This window comes from Bradyrhizobium sp. USDA 3650 (genome assembly GCF_054057395.1).
Window position 1 is genome coordinate 5,672,968 of record NZ_JBSRZG010000001.1, and the last position, 17,037, is coordinate 5,690,004.

At 64.8% G+C, this 17,037-nt stretch carries 14 protein-coding genes, 1 tRNA gene and 4 pseudogenes; 10 read left to right on the plus strand and 9 right to left on the minus strand.

The features are described 5' to 3' along the window. Positions 1 to 142 precede the first annotated feature (142 nt). Entirely contained in the window at positions 143 to 379 is a 237-nt protein-coding gene (locus ACVIN2_RS26655) for a hypothetical protein (protein ID WP_007596614.1), read from the minus strand. A 609-nt stretch (positions 380 to 988) separates the two neighbouring features. After that, positions 989 to 1,928, minus strand: a pseudogene (locus ACVIN2_RS26660) (OmpA family protein). Between the two features lie 176 nt (positions 1,929 to 2,104). Here ACVIN2_RS26660 and ACVIN2_RS26665 point away from each other — a divergent pair. Beyond that, the gene (locus ACVIN2_RS26665) at positions 2,105 to 2,911 is read left to right on the plus strand and encodes a lytic murein transglycosylase (RefSeq protein ID WP_456767838.1); all 807 of its coding nucleotides are present in this window, start codon (positions 2,105 to 2,107) and stop codon (positions 2,909 to 2,911) included. A gap of 130 nt (positions 2,912 to 3,041) precedes the next feature. On the opposite strand, the gene ACVIN2_RS26670 is transcribed toward ACVIN2_RS26665, so the two are convergent. Beyond that, complete coding sequence (locus tag ACVIN2_RS26670) at positions 3,042 to 3,878, minus strand: SDR family NAD(P)-dependent oxidoreductase (RefSeq protein ID WP_456767839.1); 837 nt, start codon at positions 3,876 to 3,878, stop codon at positions 3,042 to 3,044. Between the two features lie 126 nt (positions 3,879 to 4,004). On the opposite strand from ACVIN2_RS26670, the gene ACVIN2_RS26675 reads away from it, so the two are divergent. From ACVIN2_RS26675 to ACVIN2_RS26690, 4 genes and pseudogenes are all read left to right on the plus strand, one after another. Then, entirely contained in the window at positions 4,005 to 4,379 is a 375-nt protein-coding gene (locus tag ACVIN2_RS26675) for a response regulator (protein ID WP_456767840.1), read from the plus strand. Between the two features lie 56 nt (positions 4,380 to 4,435). Beyond that, positions 4,436 to 5,047 (plus strand): LysE family translocator, encoded by a 612-nt coding sequence (locus ACVIN2_RS26680; RefSeq protein WP_007596605.1) that lies wholly within the window; start codon positions 4,436 to 4,438, stop codon positions 5,045 to 5,047. 581 nt (positions 5,048 to 5,628) lie between these two features. Continuing rightward, entirely contained in the window at positions 5,629 to 6,840 is a 1,212-nt protein-coding gene (locus ACVIN2_RS26685) for a GGDEF domain-containing protein (RefSeq protein ID WP_456767841.1), read from the plus strand. 34 nt (positions 6,841 to 6,874) lie between these two features. After that, a pseudogene (locus ACVIN2_RS26690) lies at positions 6,875 to 7,517 on the plus strand (peptidoglycan recognition protein family protein). A gap of 4 nt (positions 7,518 to 7,521) precedes the next feature. On the opposite strand, the gene ACVIN2_RS26695 reads toward ACVIN2_RS26690, so the two are convergent. The 3 genes and pseudogenes from ACVIN2_RS26695 to ACVIN2_RS26705 form a co-directional block, all read right to left on the minus strand. Then, positions 7,522 to 7,863 carry a hypothetical protein gene (locus ACVIN2_RS26695; protein ID WP_456767842.1) on the minus strand — a complete coding sequence of 114 codons (342 nt, stop codon included), beginning with the start codon at positions 7,861 to 7,863 and terminating at the stop codon, positions 7,522 to 7,524. Between the two features lie 295 nt (positions 7,864 to 8,158). Then, positions 8,159 to 9,059: pseudogene (rpoH, locus tag ACVIN2_RS26700) on the minus strand (RNA polymerase sigma factor RpoH). A gap of 217 nt (positions 9,060 to 9,276) precedes the next feature. Next, positions 9,277 to 10,285 (minus strand): annotated as a pseudogene (locus tag ACVIN2_RS26705) (RluA family pseudouridine synthase). On the opposite strand from ACVIN2_RS26705, the gene ACVIN2_RS26710 reads away from it, so the two are divergent. From ACVIN2_RS26710 to ACVIN2_RS26720, 3 genes are all read left to right on the plus strand, one after another. Then, entirely contained in the window at positions 10,284 to 10,628 is a 345-nt protein-coding gene (locus ACVIN2_RS26710; RefSeq protein ID WP_456767843.1) for a hypothetical protein, read from the plus strand. The pseudogene ACVIN2_RS26705 and the gene ACVIN2_RS26710 sit on opposite strands and share 2 nt — an antisense overlap. A 230-nt stretch (positions 10,629 to 10,858) precedes the next feature. Further along, positions 10,859 to 10,933 (plus strand) — tRNA-Glu (locus ACVIN2_RS26715). A 59-nt stretch (positions 10,934 to 10,992) separates the two neighbouring features. Further along, positions 10,993 to 11,526, plus strand: coding sequence for a 2'-5' RNA ligase family protein (locus ACVIN2_RS26720; protein ID WP_456767844.1), 534 nt, complete (start codon positions 10,993 to 10,995; stop codon positions 11,524 to 11,526). 62 nt (positions 11,527 to 11,588) lie between these two features. Here the strand turns inward: ACVIN2_RS26720 and ACVIN2_RS26725 are convergent, their stop codons facing one another. Continuing rightward, positions 11,589 to 12,542, minus strand: coding sequence for an alpha/beta hydrolase (locus ACVIN2_RS26725; protein ID WP_456767845.1), 954 nt, complete (start codon positions 12,540 to 12,542; stop codon positions 11,589 to 11,591). A gap of 996 nt (positions 12,543 to 13,538) precedes the next feature. Between ACVIN2_RS26725 and ACVIN2_RS26730 the strand changes: the two genes are divergently transcribed. Further along, on the plus strand, positions 13,539 to 15,029 hold the full coding sequence (locus tag ACVIN2_RS26730; RefSeq protein ID WP_456767846.1) for an amidohydrolase family protein: 1,491 nt from the start codon (positions 13,539 to 13,541) through the stop codon (positions 15,027 to 15,029). Positions 15,030 to 15,032: 3 nt separating this feature from the next. Then, positions 15,033 to 15,962: a CobW family GTP-binding protein gene (locus tag ACVIN2_RS26735; RefSeq protein WP_456767847.1), complete on the plus strand. Its 930-nt coding sequence runs from the start codon at positions 15,033 to 15,035 to the stop codon at positions 15,960 to 15,962. A gap of 61 nt (positions 15,963 to 16,023) precedes the next feature. Here ACVIN2_RS26735 and ACVIN2_RS26740 read toward each other — a convergent pair whose 3' ends face one another. Both ACVIN2_RS26740 and ACVIN2_RS26745 read right to left on the minus strand, forming a co-directional pair. Beyond that, complete coding sequence (locus tag ACVIN2_RS26740; RefSeq protein WP_456767848.1) at positions 16,024 to 16,497, minus strand: hypothetical protein; 474 nt, start codon at positions 16,495 to 16,497, stop codon at positions 16,024 to 16,026. 12 nt (positions 16,498 to 16,509) lie between these two features. Further along, entirely contained in the window at positions 16,510 to 16,764 is a 255-nt protein-coding gene (locus ACVIN2_RS26745) for a hypothetical protein (RefSeq protein WP_456767849.1), read from the minus strand. Positions 16,765 to 17,037: the final 273 nt, after the last annotated feature.

A 17,037-nucleotide genomic window follows, 5' to 3' on the forward strand; every position in this document is an offset into this window, starting at 1 on the left:
ACGGCGGGCCAAGGCCCGCCGTTTTTGTTTTAGCTTCCGCTCTAGCCCCGTCATTGCGAGCGGAGCGAAGCAATCCATCGCGCAGCATGTGGAGACGTGGATTGCTTCGCTTCGCTCGCAATGACGTGGATGGGGCTGAGGCCTACTTCTTCTTCGCGCCGACCCGCTCGAGGTTCTTGATCTCCAGCGCCGGACGGCCGGATTTTTCGGCGATCTCGCGGTCCTGCTCCATGATGAAGGCGCGGGCCGGCTCGTCGCCGTCGAGGCCGCCGAGCAATTCGGCGGGGACGCGCCGGTTGGAGCGTTGGGAGCCGTCTTCATAGAAGACGTTGAAAAAGGCGAATTCGCCCTTGGGATTGGTTCCGGGTTTTTTGGCCATGGCCGGCTTTTCGTCGATCAGGGAGCCATAGTCAAATGACTTTGGCAGGTTTCCGGTGGCTGGCCGCGGGCCCCTGCAGCGGCAGAACCGGCTGCGCGATCGATCGACAGACCCGTTTGCGAGGCGCCTGGATGTCGGGTGGAAACGTCCAACGCTTCGTAAAACCCGATGCGCTCGTTCGAGGAGACCCTTGTCTCACCCTTTGCTCACGCTTGCCTCAACAAACGGCGGGCCGCGAAGCCCGCCGTTTATTTTGGTCTTCAGCGTCGCCCGGGGCTGGCGGGGCGACAACCTAGAATAGAAGGTTATAACCGGCGCCATGCCGTGGCAAGGCAAATCGTTGGCGCTGCGATGTCTCAGCGAACGCATCAGATATGCAGTGTTCGAGATCGCGTTTCGATCAGCGTCAGAGCAATTGCTTGGAAGACCAAATCACTTTGTTCATGTTTCCCGCTCTCGCGATGCAGCGACCGGTGTGCGCCTTGTTAGAAAGCGCATTTGTCTGCACGTATTCCCGCATGCGTGCAGAAGTTGCGCTGACTAACATATGTTAATCCGTTTTCCGTTCACGTTGTTCCCATCATGTTGCGCGCGCCGCATGCACCAATCTCACGGCGCCACCAGCTCCACGCGCCGGTTGAGCGCGCGGCCGGTGTCTGTTGCATTCGGGCCGACGGGCGCCAGCAATCCAACGCCGGCCGTGCGCAATCGCGTCGGCGCGATGCGAAAACTCTTCACCAGCTCGGCTGCGACCGCTTCGGCGCGGCGCTTCGACAGGTCGAGGTTGTATTCATAGGCGCCCTGGCTGTCGGTGTGGCCGACGATGAAGACGTTGAGCTGCGGCTGGCTCGTCAGCAGCTTTGCGATCTGCTCCAGCGTCGGGCGGCTTTCCGGGTTTGAGCACCGCCTTGTCGGTGTCGAAATAGATGCCATAGAGCGCGATGTGGCCGGTCTCGCCAAGCCCTTTCGCCATCGCGGCGGAGTCCACCATCTTGTTCGCGATGGCGCTGAGCTCGGCGACGGTGACCTGCGCCGTGATGTCCTGGTTGTTCTGGCTGACGATGACGCTGGCAAAGGTCTCGCGCCCGCCCTCGGTCTTGCGGCCGGCGTAGTAACGATAGTTGAAACCATCGACCCACATCTGCGGGACCGGCAGCGTGTCGATGGCTTCAGTAAAGGGAATGGCGCCGCAGGCATCGGTGTCGCAGGCGAGCAGGGTCTCGACGCCGGCTTTCGCAAGCTGCGTCTCGAAATTGCGCGACACTTCCAGGATCGAGGGGCCGGGATTGGTGCGATAGGCGATGCGAAAGACGCGGCCCTCGAGCCGTCGCGCATCGACGGGCTGGCCGTCCTTGAAGGGAGCCGCCTGCATCCGCGCCGCGTCAAAATCCTTTATCACATAGCCGGTGATGACGCTGCCGGCGAACCGGCCGATGCCGGGATAGTCGCGGCCACCTGCCACATCGCGCGTCTGCGCGGAAGCGGCCGTCACGGTGAGGCAGAGCAAGGCGAGGACGGCGAGCATCCGGCGCGACATGGACATGAGCATGGAGATCCGCATAGGCATGGTCATCTCGATCGGTTGGGGAGGGGGCGAGCGCATTTGATTTGTCGCAGGCAGGCAGCGATCGGTTCTGGCGAGGATTTGCCGCTTTGACGCGAATCCGGTTCCCGGGCATGATCGCGCGCTGCTTCCCCCGCCCATTCCCTGTAGGATTCATCCGAATGTCGAAATACGCCTTGGCCATCGCCTTCATCGCCTGTCTGGCCGGCGGATCGGCGCAAGCCGCGCGCTGCGGCGGCGACTTCAACAGCTTTGTCGCCAGCATGACCTCGGAAGCGCAAGCTGCCGGCGTCTCGGCGAGCGTGACCAGCGCGGCGCTCAGCGGTGTGCAGCAGGACGGTGCGGTGCTCGCCTTCGACCGGCGCCAGCGCTACACCTTCAACAAGAGTTTTGAGCAGTATGTCTCGACCCGTGTCGGCCCCGGCCGCATCAATGGCGGCAAGGCGCTGCTGCAGCGCCATGCCGCGCTGCTGTCGCGCATCGAGCAGCAGTTCGGCGTGCCCCGCTATATCCTGGTCGCGATCTGGGGCCTGGAGAGCGATTTCGGCAAGGGCGACATCGGCAAGCTGCCGGTGGTCCGCACGCTGGCGACGCTGGCGCATGATTGCCGCCGCACCGAGCTATTCCAGGGCGAGCTGCTCGCGGCGCTGAAGATCGTGCAGCGCGGTGACCTGCCGCTGCGCGACCTCATCGGTGCCTATGCCGGCGAGATCGGCCAGACCCAGTTCCTGCCGTCCTCCTACATCAAGTACGGCGTCGATTTCGACGGCGACGGCCACGTCGATCTCCGCCACAGCGTCCCCGACGTGCTCGCCTCCACCGCGAACCTGCTCCACACCAGCGGCTTCAAGATGGGCCAGCCCTACGGCGAAGGCACCCCTAATTTCGAAGCCATGCGCGAATGGAACAGGGCGGTGATCTATCGCAAGACGATCGGGTATTTCGCCGATCGGCTGGCGGGGCAGTGAGGGAGAGCTAACCACAATCGTCATTGCGAGCGCAGGGAAGCAATCCAGAATCTTTCCGTGGAGACAGTCTGGATTGCTTCGTCGCTGCGCTCCTCGCAATGACGAGCGGAGACAGTGCCGCGCCCCTGACCTACTTCGCCAGCCCCTTCGCCATCCTCTCCAGCTTGCGCTGCAACGGTGCCCAGTACGTTGCCGGGCGGAAGCGCTGCAGGAGATCCATGAAGCGGGCGTCGTTGCCAATCAGGATGCGCGGCTCGTTTCTCTCGATGCCCCTGATGATGCGTAGCGCGGCGTCTCGCGGCGTGGTCTTGGCCGCATTCTCAAACCGCTCGATCGATTGCGACCGGCGCGCATTGTCGGTGACGCCGATCCCGGTGCGCGAATTGCGGGCGATGGCGGTGGCGACGCCGCCGGGATGCACGACCGACAGCCTGACAGGGCTGCCCGCGACTGCAAGCTCGTGCCGAACGCTCTCGGAAAACCCGCGCACCGCGAATTTCGCCGCGGCATAGGCCGACTGTCCGGGCGGGGCGATGATGCCGAAGATCGAGGACAAATTGACGATGTGCGCCTCGCCCATCGTCTTCAGATGCGGCAGGAAGGCGCGCGTGCCGTGCACTACGCCCCAGAAATTGATGTCGAACAGCCAGTCCATCTGCGCCTGGTCGATCTCGTCGAACGAGCCCATCAGCGCCACGCCGGCATTGTTGACGACGATGCCGAGCGCGGGATGCGCGGTGGTCGCCTCACGCGCGAACTGCGCGATGTCGTCGGGCTCGCTGACGTCGACGCGATGCAGGCTGACCTTGCAGGCGGCTCCGATCTCGGCAGCGAGCGTCTTCAGCCTGGCCTCATCGCGATCGGCAAGCGCGAGATCGCAGCCGCGCCGCGCAAGCTCGATCGCCAGCGCGCGGCCGATGCCGCTTGCCGCTCCGGTGATGGCGGCGGCGCCCCGGATTACAGTCATGATCCCCCGTCAAGCCTCTCGAGCGGAACTATGATTTACATTTTTTCATATTGGAACCGAACCGCATGGCTGTTCCCACCTTAACCTACGTTACTTGATGAAGACAGGCAGCATTGGGAGCCGCCGATGGGACAAGCACAACCGTTTCGAGCCACCGCACTGATCGTGGAAGACGACCTCATGCAGAGGGAGATGCTCAGTCTTCTTCTCGAAGAAAGCGGCTACGACGTCATTCAGTGCGAGAGCGCCGAGGCGGCCGAGCTTGTGCTGGAGAAGAGCGCCGGCGCGCTCTGCCTGATGATGACCGACGTGCAACTCGCCGGCCGCATGAACGGCGTCGAGCTCGCGCATGTCGCCAAGGACCGCAACCCGAAGCTCGACGTCGTCGTCACCTCCGGCCGCCCCTTGATGCAGCCCTTGCCGAACGGCGCGAAGTTCTGGGCCAAGCCCTGGGCGCCGCTCGACGTGCTCCGCGAGGCCGAGATCGCGCAGCTGGCCTGACGGTCGGTCCGGCAGGCCGGCTTTCGTGGTCTTGGGCGCGGTGATAAGGTCGGTCCATGACCTTGTCCTTCCTGCTTACTTCGCTGATCGTCGTCGCCTCGCCCGGCACCGGCGTGCTCTACACGCTGGCCGCCGCGCTGACCCGCGGCTCGCGCGCGAGCATCGCGGCCGCTTTCGGCTGCACCCTTGGAATCGTGCCGCACATGACGGCCGCGATGCTGGGGCTCGCCGCCGTGCTCCACACCAGCGCGCTCGCCTTCGCCGCACTGAAATGGTGCGGTGTCGCCTATCTGCTCTACATGTCCTGGCAGGCGCTGCGCGAGACCGGGGCGCTGGCGGTCGACGGCGAGATCCGCGAGCGTTCGGTTGGCCGCGTGATCGTGACCGGCTTCCTGATCAACATCCTCAATCCGAAGCTGTCGATCTTCTTCCTGGCCTTCCTGCCGCAGTTCATCGCCGCGGACGAAGCCCATGTGCTGGCGCGGATGCTGGAATTGAGCGGCGCCTTCATGGCGATGACGTTTGCGGTGTTCGTGGTCTACGGGCTCTGCGCAGCGTCGGTGCGCGAGCGCGTCATCTCCCGCCCGCGCGTCATGGCCTGGCTGCGCCGGAGTTTTGCCGCCGGCTTCGCCGCGCTCGGCGCCAAGCTGGCCTTCGCGGAGCGATAGCTTCTCCAGCCAATAAAGGCGGAGGCCAATAAAAAAGCGGGCCTTGCGCCCGCCGTCTTCCAACTCAGAACTCCCACCCGACGCCCGGGCGGAGCGAGCTCCACCCGGGCAAAGAATAAGAAGCCTCGTTACTTCTTCTTCGCTGCCTTCTTGGCCTTCTTCTTCGTCGCCTTCTTCGCCTTCTTCGCTTTCTTAGCCATAGGATCCTCTTCAGGGTTAATGGTGAAACGCGACACGAGGGATGCTCGGCGGAGGGCCAGCCTCGCAACATCCTCGATGACAAGCTCAGCAGATTCGCGCGCTTCTGCCCCGCGCTGTCACATCCGTGTCATCGCGTTATCCACAGCTCAGATGCATTTTCGGCTGATTTTGGCCCGCGAATCCGCATCGCCGGCGTGCTCGACGATCCGACCATGCGCTAGCCGTTCATGAATCCAAAACCAAAGGCATGTTTTCGCGGATCGCAGTGAGACTCCGTTAAGCGCGACGGCCGCATTGTCTCCGCAAGAAAACGGGGACGGGGTCATGAACGGACAGCTGGCAGGGACAGAGGGCGCGACGCTGCGCGTGTGGCGCGCGCCATGCTGAACGTGCCGACACTCTGGACCGTGTTCGTCGTCAACTTCCTGGCGCTCGGCCTGATCTGGGCCTACGTGACGCGCTCCTATCCGAAATTCGCGGCCGCGCGGTTCTGGATGGCATCGTGCTTCGTCGGCGCGACCGGCACGATGGCGGCCCTGATCCGCCTTTTCGTCGTTTCGCCTGTCCCGCTTCTGCTCGGAGCCGCCGGCGTCATCGCGGCGAGCTGCCTTGCCGCCATGGGCATTCAGCGCTTCTACGGTCGGCCGGTGTCCTGGCGCCTCATGGCCGCGACGGGAATTCTCAGCCTCGGCGGCGTCGTGTTCTTCATGGTCGCATACGATCACATGCAGCTGCGTATGCTCAGCTACTCGCTCGGCCAGGGGCTGCCGCTGGCGCTGTCGCTGCGTTTGCTGCTGTCGCCATCGGAAGGCCGTGCCAGCCCGGGAGCCCGGCTCTCCGGCATCGTCATCGTCACCATCATCGCGATCTTCGCGGCCCGTGCGATCGGCAATCTGCTCGGCGGCGATTTCTCGTCGGTCTCCGGAGGGGAGTCTCATGCCGTCATGGTGCTGGGCCTGCTGTTTCTGTCGATGACGCTCAATTTCGGCTTCCTGCTGATGGCGATGGACCGCCTGCGCAACGAAGTTGCCGACCTCGCGCTGCTCGACGATCTCACCGGTGTCGCCAACCGGCGGCACCTGTTGCAGCGGCTGGGTGAAGAATGCGCCCGCTCGGAGCGCAGCAGCGAGCCGTTCTCGCTGCTGGTGATCGATCTCGACGGCTTCAAGGCCGTCAACGACACCCATGGCCATGCCGCGGGCGATGCCTGCCTGCAGCACTTCACCCTGATGGCGCAGACGCGCTTGAGGCCCGGCGACATGCTCGCCCGCACCGGCGGCGACGAATTCTGCGTCGTGCTGCCGTCGTCGACCTTGCGCGAGGCGGCTGCGATCGCCCGCCGCGTGCTCGAGGTCTGCCGCCAGGATGCCGTCAATTGCACCGGCATCGACATTCCGATCGCGATCTCGATCGGGGTGGCGCAGTGGGACCGCGGCGTCGGCCAATTTCCGGACCGGCTGATCGCGCATGCCGACCACGCCCTCTATGCGGCCAAGAAGAACGGCAAGAACGACTTTGCCGTCCACGATCCGGCGCCGCCGCTCATGCCTGACCCGATCGGTCCAGGCGAGGCCTTGCGCAAATTCGCGTAAGGGCGTGCTAACGTCCGGTCCGCATTGGACCCGCATGATGATCTCTCGCCTGCTCGGGGCGGTTCTCGCCGCCCTCATTCTGATCGCACCTGCCGCTGCGACCGACGCCGAGCTCGCAAAGCTCGCGCGCGCCTCCGGCACGCCCGACATTCCCGGCCTGAAGATGGTGTGGCTGGCGCCATGGGGCGATGTCGGCAACGCAAAACCGTGGCGCAACATCATCGTGCACCAGACCGAGGGACCGGCCGGCTCGGCGCGCGGCGGCGCGCAAGAGCAGGCGAAGAACCCCACGCGTCGCGGCGTCACATTGTGGGTGGAGACCGACGGCACCGTCTATTGGGCGGTCGCGGAAAACCTGGTGCCGACCCACGGCGACGGTGCCAACCGCAACGACAACAAGTACATCGACAACAAGCCGACCTATCGCCAGGTGGGTGCGCGACAATTCGATCGGCGTCGAGTTCGCCGGCAACTATCCCGACGTCACGACGGGCCCGACCGCGGCGCAGGTCGCGGCGTGGAAGATCCTGGTCCAGATCCTGCGCGCGCGCTACGGCATCCCGCTCGACCACGTCTATGCGCACAACTGGATCGACTACAAGGACGCCCGCTATTGCGAAGGCTGCTGGCTCGCGACGCTGGCGCGGATTTGGGGGGCAAGAACTTGGGGGGAATGACGAGCTACACCGGCTCCGACATCCAGCCGAACAGCCGCCGGATCAAGCCCGGCCGCCGCGGCAGTTCCGGTGGGTCATCCACCGCCAGCACGCGTTTGAAGAAGTAGTCCAGGAACACCATGTCGTTCGGCTCGGTGACGGTGAATGTCTCGTCGCCAAAGTAGACGCTGTAGTTGAAGAAGAACGGACCCATCAGCGGGATCGTCGCGGTCGAGGCATAGTCCTTCGAGATCACGAACTCCGACGGCTCGAGCCCGTGGTCGCGCATCGCCTGCTCGACCAGCGGCAGCTTGCGCGTGAACTGGGCGGAGAAACCGCCGACGGTGGATTGCAGGATGATCGACACGGTCTGTGTCCGTTCTCTTGAGGCTGCCGGTCCGATGCTTTTGGTCGGTCGACCGGCAGCGCGGGTTCAACGCAGAGCCACAACCCCGCTGTCATCGCCCGGTTTAGCCGGGCGATCCAGTATTCCAGAGACCTGCATTGGAGACCTCGCTCTTGCAACAAGCGCCGCGGCGTACTGGATGCCCCGCCTTCGCGTGGCATGACGGCGAGAGTTGCGTCCAACAAAAAAGCCGGCGTTGCCGCCGGCTTTTTGTCTCTTGTCGATCCGCCAAACTCTGGCGCTAAAAACCTCGCGCTTAGAGCGCGGCTTCCAGCGCGGCCTGTTCGGCCTTTGCAATCGTGCCCTTGACCGCGGACTGCACCTTCTCGAAGGCGCGGACCTCGATCTGGCGGACGCGCTCGCGCGACACGCCCGAACTCGGCGGCAAGGTCTTCCAGTGTCATCGGCTCATCGGCGAGCCGGCGCGCCTCGAAGATGCGGCGTTCGCGCGGGTTGAGCACGCCCATGGCGCCGTTCAGGGCGTCACGGCGGTGATCATACTCCTCGTGCTCGGCCAGCATGGCTTCCTGGTTGGGCGAATTGTCAACCAGCCAGTCCTGCCATTCGCCGGCTTCGCCGTCGTCGCGGATCGGAGCGTTGAGCGACGCGTCGCCACCGAGGCGGCGGTTCATGTCGACCACGTCCTGAGCCGTGACGCCGAGACGCTTGGCAATGATGGCCACCTGGTCGGGGCGGAGATCGCCTTCGTCCAGCGCGGAAATCTTGCTCTTCGCCTTGCGCAGGTTGAAGAACAGCTTCTTCTGGTTCGCGGTGGTGCCCATTTTCACGAGCGACCACGAACGCAGGATGTACTCTTGAATCGACGCCTTGATCCACCACATCGCGTAGGTGGCGAGACGGAAGCCCTTCTCGGGCTCGAACCGCTTCACCGCCTGCATCAGGCCGACATTGCCTTCCGAGACGACCTCGGAGATCGGCAGGCCGTAGCCGCGATAGCCCATGGCAATCTTGGCAACGAGACGGAGATGGCTGGTGACGAGTTGGTGCGCGGCGTCACGATCATCGTGCTCGCGCCAACGCTTGGCGAGCATGTATTCCTGCTGGGGTTCCAGCATCGGAAACTTGCGGATCTCGCCGAGATAACGGGAAAGGCCGGATTCGCCATTAAGGACCGGCAGGGTAGCTGTACGGGCCATAGTGCGCCCTCCAAACAGGTTCAGGCCCCCGATAGCGGCGGGCCAGGCAGACGACCGCTTGGTTAAAGCCGATCGGTGCTGCGATGTTCCGCGTTGGTCTTCAACGCAAGCGCAATATACTCCATCGAGAGGCAAAAAGGGAAGGATTGCTGACGTCACGTCCCCGTGTGGCAGCTATAACTTTTTGTAATGTAAAGCATTTCTGAAGCGGCCTGCGTCATAGCGCCGCTTTCAGGGCCCCCTGAAGGAGAAGCAAATCCTCCGGCAGAGGCGTCTCCCAGTCGAGTAATTCTCCAGTCCTCGGGTGCTCCAATACCAGCAGGTAAGCGTGCAGGGCCTGCCGCCCCAGCGCGGCGAGGACGGCCTGCGACTCAGGGGTGAGCTGGTTTGCCTTGGTCTTGAAATGCGGGCCGTAGACGGAATCGCCCATCAGGGGGTGGCCGATATGGGCGAGGTGGACGCGGATCTGATGGGTGCGCCCGGTCTCGAGCTCGCAGGCCAGCAGCGTCGCGATCGGCTTGCCGTCGCGTCCGGCAAAACTCTCCAGAAGCTCCCAATGCGTCACGGCCTCGCGGCCGCCCTGGCGCACCGCCATCTTCTCGCGCGCATGCGGGTGGCGGTCGATCGGCGCGTCCACGGTGCCGCGATGGCGGCCCGGCAGCCCCCATGCGAAGGCCATGTAGCCGCGTCGCATCGGCCCGGTGCGGCCGTGGTCCGGCGAATTGCGCGGTGAGCGAGGCATGCGCGAGGTCGTTCTTGGCGACCACCATCAACCCCGTGGTGTCCTTGTCCAGCCGGTGCACGATGCCGGGCCGCCGCACCCCGCCGATGCCCGACAGCGATGAGCCGCAATGGGCGATCAGCGCGTTCACCAGCGTGCCGGTCTCGTGGCCCGCCGCGGGATGCACCACCAGCCCCTTCGGCTTGTTGAGAACGACGATGTCGTCGTCCTCGAACACGATGTCGAGGGCGATATCCTCGCCTTTCGGCTCCGGCGGGACCGCTTCCGGCACGTCGATTGTGATCGTATCGCCGCAGGCGACGTGATAAGCGGGGTCCCGGATCGCGGCGTCCCTGAGGCTCACCGCGCCCGCCAGAATCAGGGCTTTCAGCCTCGATCGCGACAGCTCGGCAAGGTGCACAGCCAGCACGCGGTCGAGCCGGGTCGAGCCCTCGGAGCCTTCGACGACAACCTCCAACCTTTGCGCAGAGCCAGAATTTTCCATGACGACGTCTGATACCGTTGTTCCCGAACCGAGCCCCGAGCAGGCCGCGCTGTTCGCGCGGGTGCGGCGGATGATGCTGATCGCGGGGTTGACCACGGCGCTGGCAATCTGCGCTGTGCTGATCGGGGTGGGCTACCGCCTTTTCAAGTCCGAGGGAAGGGCGCCCGAGCCGGCCGGCGACGTCACCGCCACTCTGCCCAAGGGCGCCAAAATCGTCTCGACCGGCGTGGCCGGCGACCGGCTCGTGATCACGCTCGATGTCGGCGGCGTCACCGAGATCCGCACCTTCGACGCCCACACCTTGCGGCCGGCCGGAAAGCTGAAATTCGCCAATGAACCGTAAGGCGGCGGCTGGGGCGCGGAACCCGCCTCAGCCGTCGTCCTGGCGAAAGCCAGGACCCATAACCACCGAATCCGGTTGCACGAACGAGATCGTCGTTCCGATCTGCCTTAACCATCCGCATCTGGGGTAATGGGTCCTGGCATTCGCCAAGACGACGCCGAGCGAGCGTCCAAAACCCCTCGATCCCCGCTTGCCGCCGGCAAAATTCGAGGCTATGTCCTCTCCCTCACGCTCCCTTCGTCTAGCGGTTAGGACGCGGCCCTCTCAAGGCTGAAACAGGGGTTCGATTCCCCTAGGGAGCGCCAACTTTAGAGTCGATCGGCCCCCGTTTGGCGATTGACTGTTCCGCCCACAGGGTGAGTCTGTGGCACTTGCCATCAACATCAGGGCCGACCATGCCTCCGCTGGCGAGATAGAACGTCTGTGGGATCAGGTTGCCGCGTTCGAGGTCGAGCCATCGATGCGTGCGCTGGGCTATCGGCCACATTTCACATTTGCCATCTACGATCCGCCTGCCATCGACGAGAAGACCGCATGGGGCGCCATGCAGGCGGCCGTCGTCGATGAACCGCAATTGCGCATCGAGTTCAAACGTATTCGCTGGTTCGAAGGCTCGCCACTCGTTCTCTGGGTGGAGCCGACCTGCAATGAGGCGCTAAGCCGCATCCACAGCTCTATCAGCGCCGCAATCGACCCGGCACGTTGTCGTCCTCATTACCGACCGGGAATGTGGACGCCGCATTGCACGCTCGGCACGCGTATCGCCGATGAATGTCGCGGTGACGCCCTTGCATTCGCACGCTCATTCGAGCGACGAATTGAAGTGCTGTTCGATGTGGTGGATTGCGTCGCCTTTCCGCCGGTGCGGATCATCTCCGAGCGAAAATTGCCATCGTAGTCGGTTGTCGCTTCGGCGTCATTGATCGCGACGCATCAAACTCATGCCGCGCGGCCACTCCCTTACGCGATCGTGCCGTCGATTGAGCGGCGGATCACCCGCTGCACTTCTGCATTCGACAGAAACAGATCGTGGTTGATGATGCCCCAACCTTCCTGCGAGGCATCGACCACGCGCACACCGAGCTGCGCGATGACGGCCTTTTCGGCGGCGCCGACCCGGGTCATGCCACCTGCGATCTGTCCCGACAGCGCCAGGGCGCGATCGTTCGTGGAGGCGATCACGGTGATTTTGCCCGCAAGCGGACCGATGCGGTGGATCGCTGACGAGAACACGTCCATGTCGATATCGGGCGCGGCAAACACCACGGCGCCGATCTTGCTCGTCACTGTGTCGCCGTATCGCGCATAGAGCTGACGCAGGCTTTCGAGCGACAGCATGGTTCCCATGCTGTGCGCAACGATGTTCACGCGGCCGGTGCCTGGCGCCGACACGAGTGCGGAGAGCACGCGCTCGAACTCGTCGCGGGACCACATCGCACTGTCGCGGTCATAGGCATAGTCGAACAGTCCTGCCTTGGAGGGCCAGGAGAACACCATGGTCCGGCCGCGGAACTTGATCCCATCGGAGAGATGGGCGCCATCCAGCACCGCCGTCTCGAACGTCTGCTTGAAGCCGTGCACATAGATCAGCACGTCGCCTCCGCCGGCCTGCGCGACGAGATCGCCGGCGTCCGCCGATACCGGTTCGACCCGGTCAAGGCGCCAATCGCCAAATCCAACCGAGGCGAGAGAAAGACGGCTTTCGTCCGGCGCCCCCAGCTTCGCACGCGCGATTGTCATGGTCGTCGCGCGCTCCGGCCCGAACCAGGGCTTCGTGCGGCCGCCGTTCACCGGCTTGCGCGTGGTGGTGACGAGCAATGTGGGGTCGAGGGATAGCGATGACGCGTCGTAACGCGCCCCGGTCGCACCCAAGCCGGCGCATCCGCCGAGCGCGAGGGCGGTCCCTGCCGACATAAATCCACCGAGGAGAGCGCGGCGCGAAATAGAATGACGAGAGTCGCGTTGCAGGAGACGTCGAGCGATCACACGAAACCTTTGGGAACTTTGCCCACTGTAGCGCCCCATCCAACTTCCTGAATGACAATGGGGGCGAGAAGACGGCGGAGCTGCGTCGCGGTCCATTGCATGGTCGTGGAGTCCGTCGTCTCCGACGGTCGGGCGAAACAGACGCAAACGCAAGTCAATCCCTCTCTCACCAAAAATATTCCACTTTACCGAAATTCGGATTTGTCGTATGTCTCGCCCATCCCAGCCCACAAAAGGGGCGGTCGTACGTCGTCACGAACGCGGGTTGGGAGTTGCGGTGGACGCGGGCGGCGTTAAAGGCGGGTGAGTAGCGTGCAGGGCGAGATGAACCTCGTGAGCATGTCACGACCCGCATCGACGAACGGCGCCCATGCCTGCAATGTCTTTTGCCGAAGCAGGACCACGTCCTGCGAAGCCTTAGGCGAAGCAGGATGCCTGCGTACGGCGAAACCGTGTGGTCCTGGCCGTCGTTGCTACGGTCAAGCCTTTGCGAAGGCGTCAGCGCGTCAACCGGCGCGGTGCCGTGCATTTCGCGGAGGTGACGGAGGCAAAAAGGAACTCGTCTCCGGGGAGAGCACGGCATAGGCCGTCAAACCATCGCGCAGGGAAGGCCTGGTCTCGGCTGCCCTGTGTCTCCCCTGTGCATTGCGTGTGCAATCAGTTCGCATGGGGGTTTTGATGGGTGCCAGCCGGCGCCCGGCCTTCCCTGCGCCCTTTCTTCTCGAGGGGGTGAAGCGAGAAGCATAGCTCGGGCAAACCTGCCGCGAGAGCGCGAACGCGTGTCCGCGACCCGCATGTGAATTGACCTCCCTTTCGAGCCTCCCCTTCGAGGTTCCTTGCGAGCATGACGCGTCGGCATCGGTGGAGGTGGTCGTCCCTCGCGGAATCTGCCTTGATGCGAATTCAGCGTGAGGGAGCGACGATATGAGCGGCTTGGTGATCTCTGGCGGTCGGGTGGTGGATCCCGCCAGCGGAATGGACGCGGTTGGCGATGTGGCGGTGGTGGACGGCAAGATCGCCGCGGTCGGCGCCTCGCTCGGCGGCGCCGAGCGGGTGATGGACGCCACCGGGCTCGTGGTCGCGCCCGGCTTCATCGACCTTCATGCGCATGGCCAGTCACTCCCCGCCGATCGCATGCAGGCGTTCGACGGCGTCACGACGACACTCGATCTCGAAGCGGGCGTGCTGCCGGTCGCGTCCTGGTATGAGCGCCAGGCGCGGAAGGGACGCGTGCTGAACTACGGCGCCGCCACCAACTGGGCTTTCGCGCGTATCGGCGCGATGACAGGCTCCAATGCGGAGAGCTCGCTGGAGGCGTTCGGCAACGCCATGCGCGATCGCCGCTGGATGGACAACGTCGCGAGCGATGCGGAGGTCGCGGGCATTCTGGAGCGTCTTTCGCGCGGCCTGAACGAGGGCGGTATCGGCATCGGCATCTTGAACGCCTATGCGCCGGGTGCCGGCGTGCAGGAGCTGACCGCGGTCTGCCAGCTCGCGGCCGCGCAGGACGTGCCGACCTTCACGCACGTCGCCTACATGTCGCGCGTCGACCCCGAGAGCGCGGCGGAAGCCTATATCCGCCTGATCGGCTATGCCGGCGCCACCGGCGCGCATATGCACATCTGCCATTTCAACTCGTCGAGCAAGACCGACGTCGAGCGCTGTCGCGTGCTGATCGCGAAAGCGCAGGCGCAGGGCCTGCCCATCACGGTCGAGGCCTATCCCTATGGCACCGGCTCGACCGTGCTGGCGGCGGCCTTCTTCAGCGACCCCGAATTCGTCGAGCGCAACGGCACCGGCTACGATTCCGTGCAGCGGGTCACCGACGGCCACCGCTTCAGCGATCGCGAGGAGCTCTTGAAGGCGCAGGCCGACGAGCCGTCCTCGCTGGTGCTGTGGCATATCCTCGACACCGAGAACAATGCGCATCACCGCGACCTGCTCGACATGTCGGTGCTCTATCCCGGCGGCGCGATCGCCTCCGACGCGATGCCGTGGACGACGTCGGACGGCAAGACCTACACCGGCGATGCCTGGCCGCTGCCGGACGACGCCACCTCGCATCCGCGCTCAGCGGGCTGCTTCACGAAATTCATCCGCGAATGGGTGCGCGAGCGCAAGACCGTGTCGCTGCTCGAAGGCGTGCGCAAATGCGCGCTGATCCCGGCGGAGATCCTGGCGCAGAGCACGCCCGCGATGCGCGCCAAGGGAAGGCTCGCGAAGGACGCCGATGCCGACATCGTCGTGTTCGACTACGAGAAGCTCTCGGACCGCGCGACCTTCACGGCGATGAACCGTCCCTCCGAAGGCGTGCGGCATCTGATCGTCAGCGGCGAGCCGTTGATCACCGACGGTGTGCTGGACGTGGCGGCGCGGCCCGGCCGTCCCGTGCGCCGTCCCGTCGTCGGGAGCTGATCCATGCCGGTCCCCATTCTCCTGGTCACGGGTTTCTTGGGGGCTGGCAAGACCACGGTCGTGAACCATCTGCTGGCGCATGCGGAGGGCCGGCGGATCGCCGCTGTGGTCAACGATTTCGGCGCGATCAACATCGATGCTGAGCTGATCGCAGGCGCAAGCGATGGCGTGGTCAGCCTCGCCAATGGCTGCATCTGCTGCTCACTCGAAGGTGACCTGCTGCGCACGCTTTCGACGCTGCTGCGGCGTGATCCGAAGCCGGAATACATCGTCATCGAGACCAGCGGCGTCGCCGATCCCGCCGAGATCGTCCGCAATCTGATGGATCCCGTGATCCTGCGTGAGGCGCCGCTGGAGACGGTGCTCTGCGTGATGGACGCGGCGACACCGCCGGCCGCTCTCGACGATGCGCTGCATCGTTCGCAGCTGCGCGTCGCCGACATCGTGGCGTTGAGCAAGCTGGATCTGGCGGACGAGGGCGCGGGCTCCCGCATGCGCGAGGCCATCCGCGCGCAACGCGTTCCTGCCGTGGTGGTCGATGCGCCGCACGGCGAGATTCCGTCCGCGCTGCTGTTTCCCGCGACCGTCGATCGGGCCCCCGCGCGACGCGAGCCCGGACCGCGACGGCCGGCAGAGCAACGCTTCGAAACGCTGAGCTGGACCTCGGACCGGCCGATCTCGCTGCCCCGCCTGCAGCAGGCGATCGGCCGGCTTGCGCCAAAACTCGCGCGGGCAAAAGGTCTGTTCGAGACCGTCGAGCAGCCCGGGCGCCAGATGGTGTTCCAATTCGCCGCCGGCCGCGCCACGCTCGCCCCTGGCGAAGTGCCGACGTCGGGCGCGCCGCGTGCGCGGATCGTCTTCATCGCCGAGCTCGGCGTGCTCTCGAAGGCGGAGCTCGATGGCATCATGGAAACATGCGTTGCCGATCGGTGAAGCTGCCGCCTCAAGCAAATTGCGCGAGGCGAACACGGTGATCTGAAAGGACCGCTAGCTGTCAGCAGAACGCGAGCGCGTTGACGGCTCTCGCTGTCGCAATCCCGTTCGCGTCGCCGACGAACTGGCAGACGGCGGCTCCGAGCTCACCCGGCTGGTTGCCGCGCGCCACCGCCAGCAGTCGCATCAATTCTGCCTCGTCCTGCGACAGGCGCCGGCACGACGGCGGCATGAAGCACAATGGGCATGGCCGGCCGCTGCGCAGGAGTCTGACCAGCGCGGCAACGCGTGCGACCAGCAGCGGGCTGTCGGCGATGCCCGGCGCCTCGTCGGCAAAGCGATAGGCGGCCTCCCAGCAATCGGACGCGCCGGTTGCATAGGCGGCAGCGATGAACCGAAACAGCGAGAGCGTGACGCGGCCAAAATCATCGTAGCTCTCGACACTAGGCCGCGTCGCAAGCGCGGCCTGAAGCGGACAGAGCCGCGCCTGGCCGGCTTGCGTGACAGGCACAGAGCCGCAATTATCCTGCATCATGCGCGATCCCGGTCAGTGCAACGTCGGGCTTCCGACCAGCCAGCTCTTCATCGCCATCGTCCGGTCATGGTCGAAAGACGGAACGTGCCGGTCGGGCAGGATGAGACCCGCCATGCGGAAGATCGTTGCAAGCCCGCGCACGGGTGCGAGAGCCCAATCGGCGCCGACCGGCGGCAGCCAGCATTCGAACTGTTCGCGCGCGATATCGTCGCGCTCCTTCTGCGCGGCGGCGATCGCCCGCAACATGCCGTGCTCGCTGTCGGACATGCGCGGGCAGGTCGGGGCAGTGCACCGCGATGGCCGTATGCGCCGTGCAGGCAAAGATCTCGATGATGGATTGCAGCGAAGGCACGGCGTCGCCCACGCGAAAATGGTCGTACACTTGCTGGATGTCGGCCGCGGTCGGAACGGCGCTTCCGCTGCGTGCCTTGGCCCGAAATCCCCAAATGAAGAGCCGCTCCGCCGCGCTCAGCGCCGGTAGGTCGAGGGATCCTGTCGATGTCGATTGATGCATTCTAGCCTCTGACCTCCGGCTGCGCC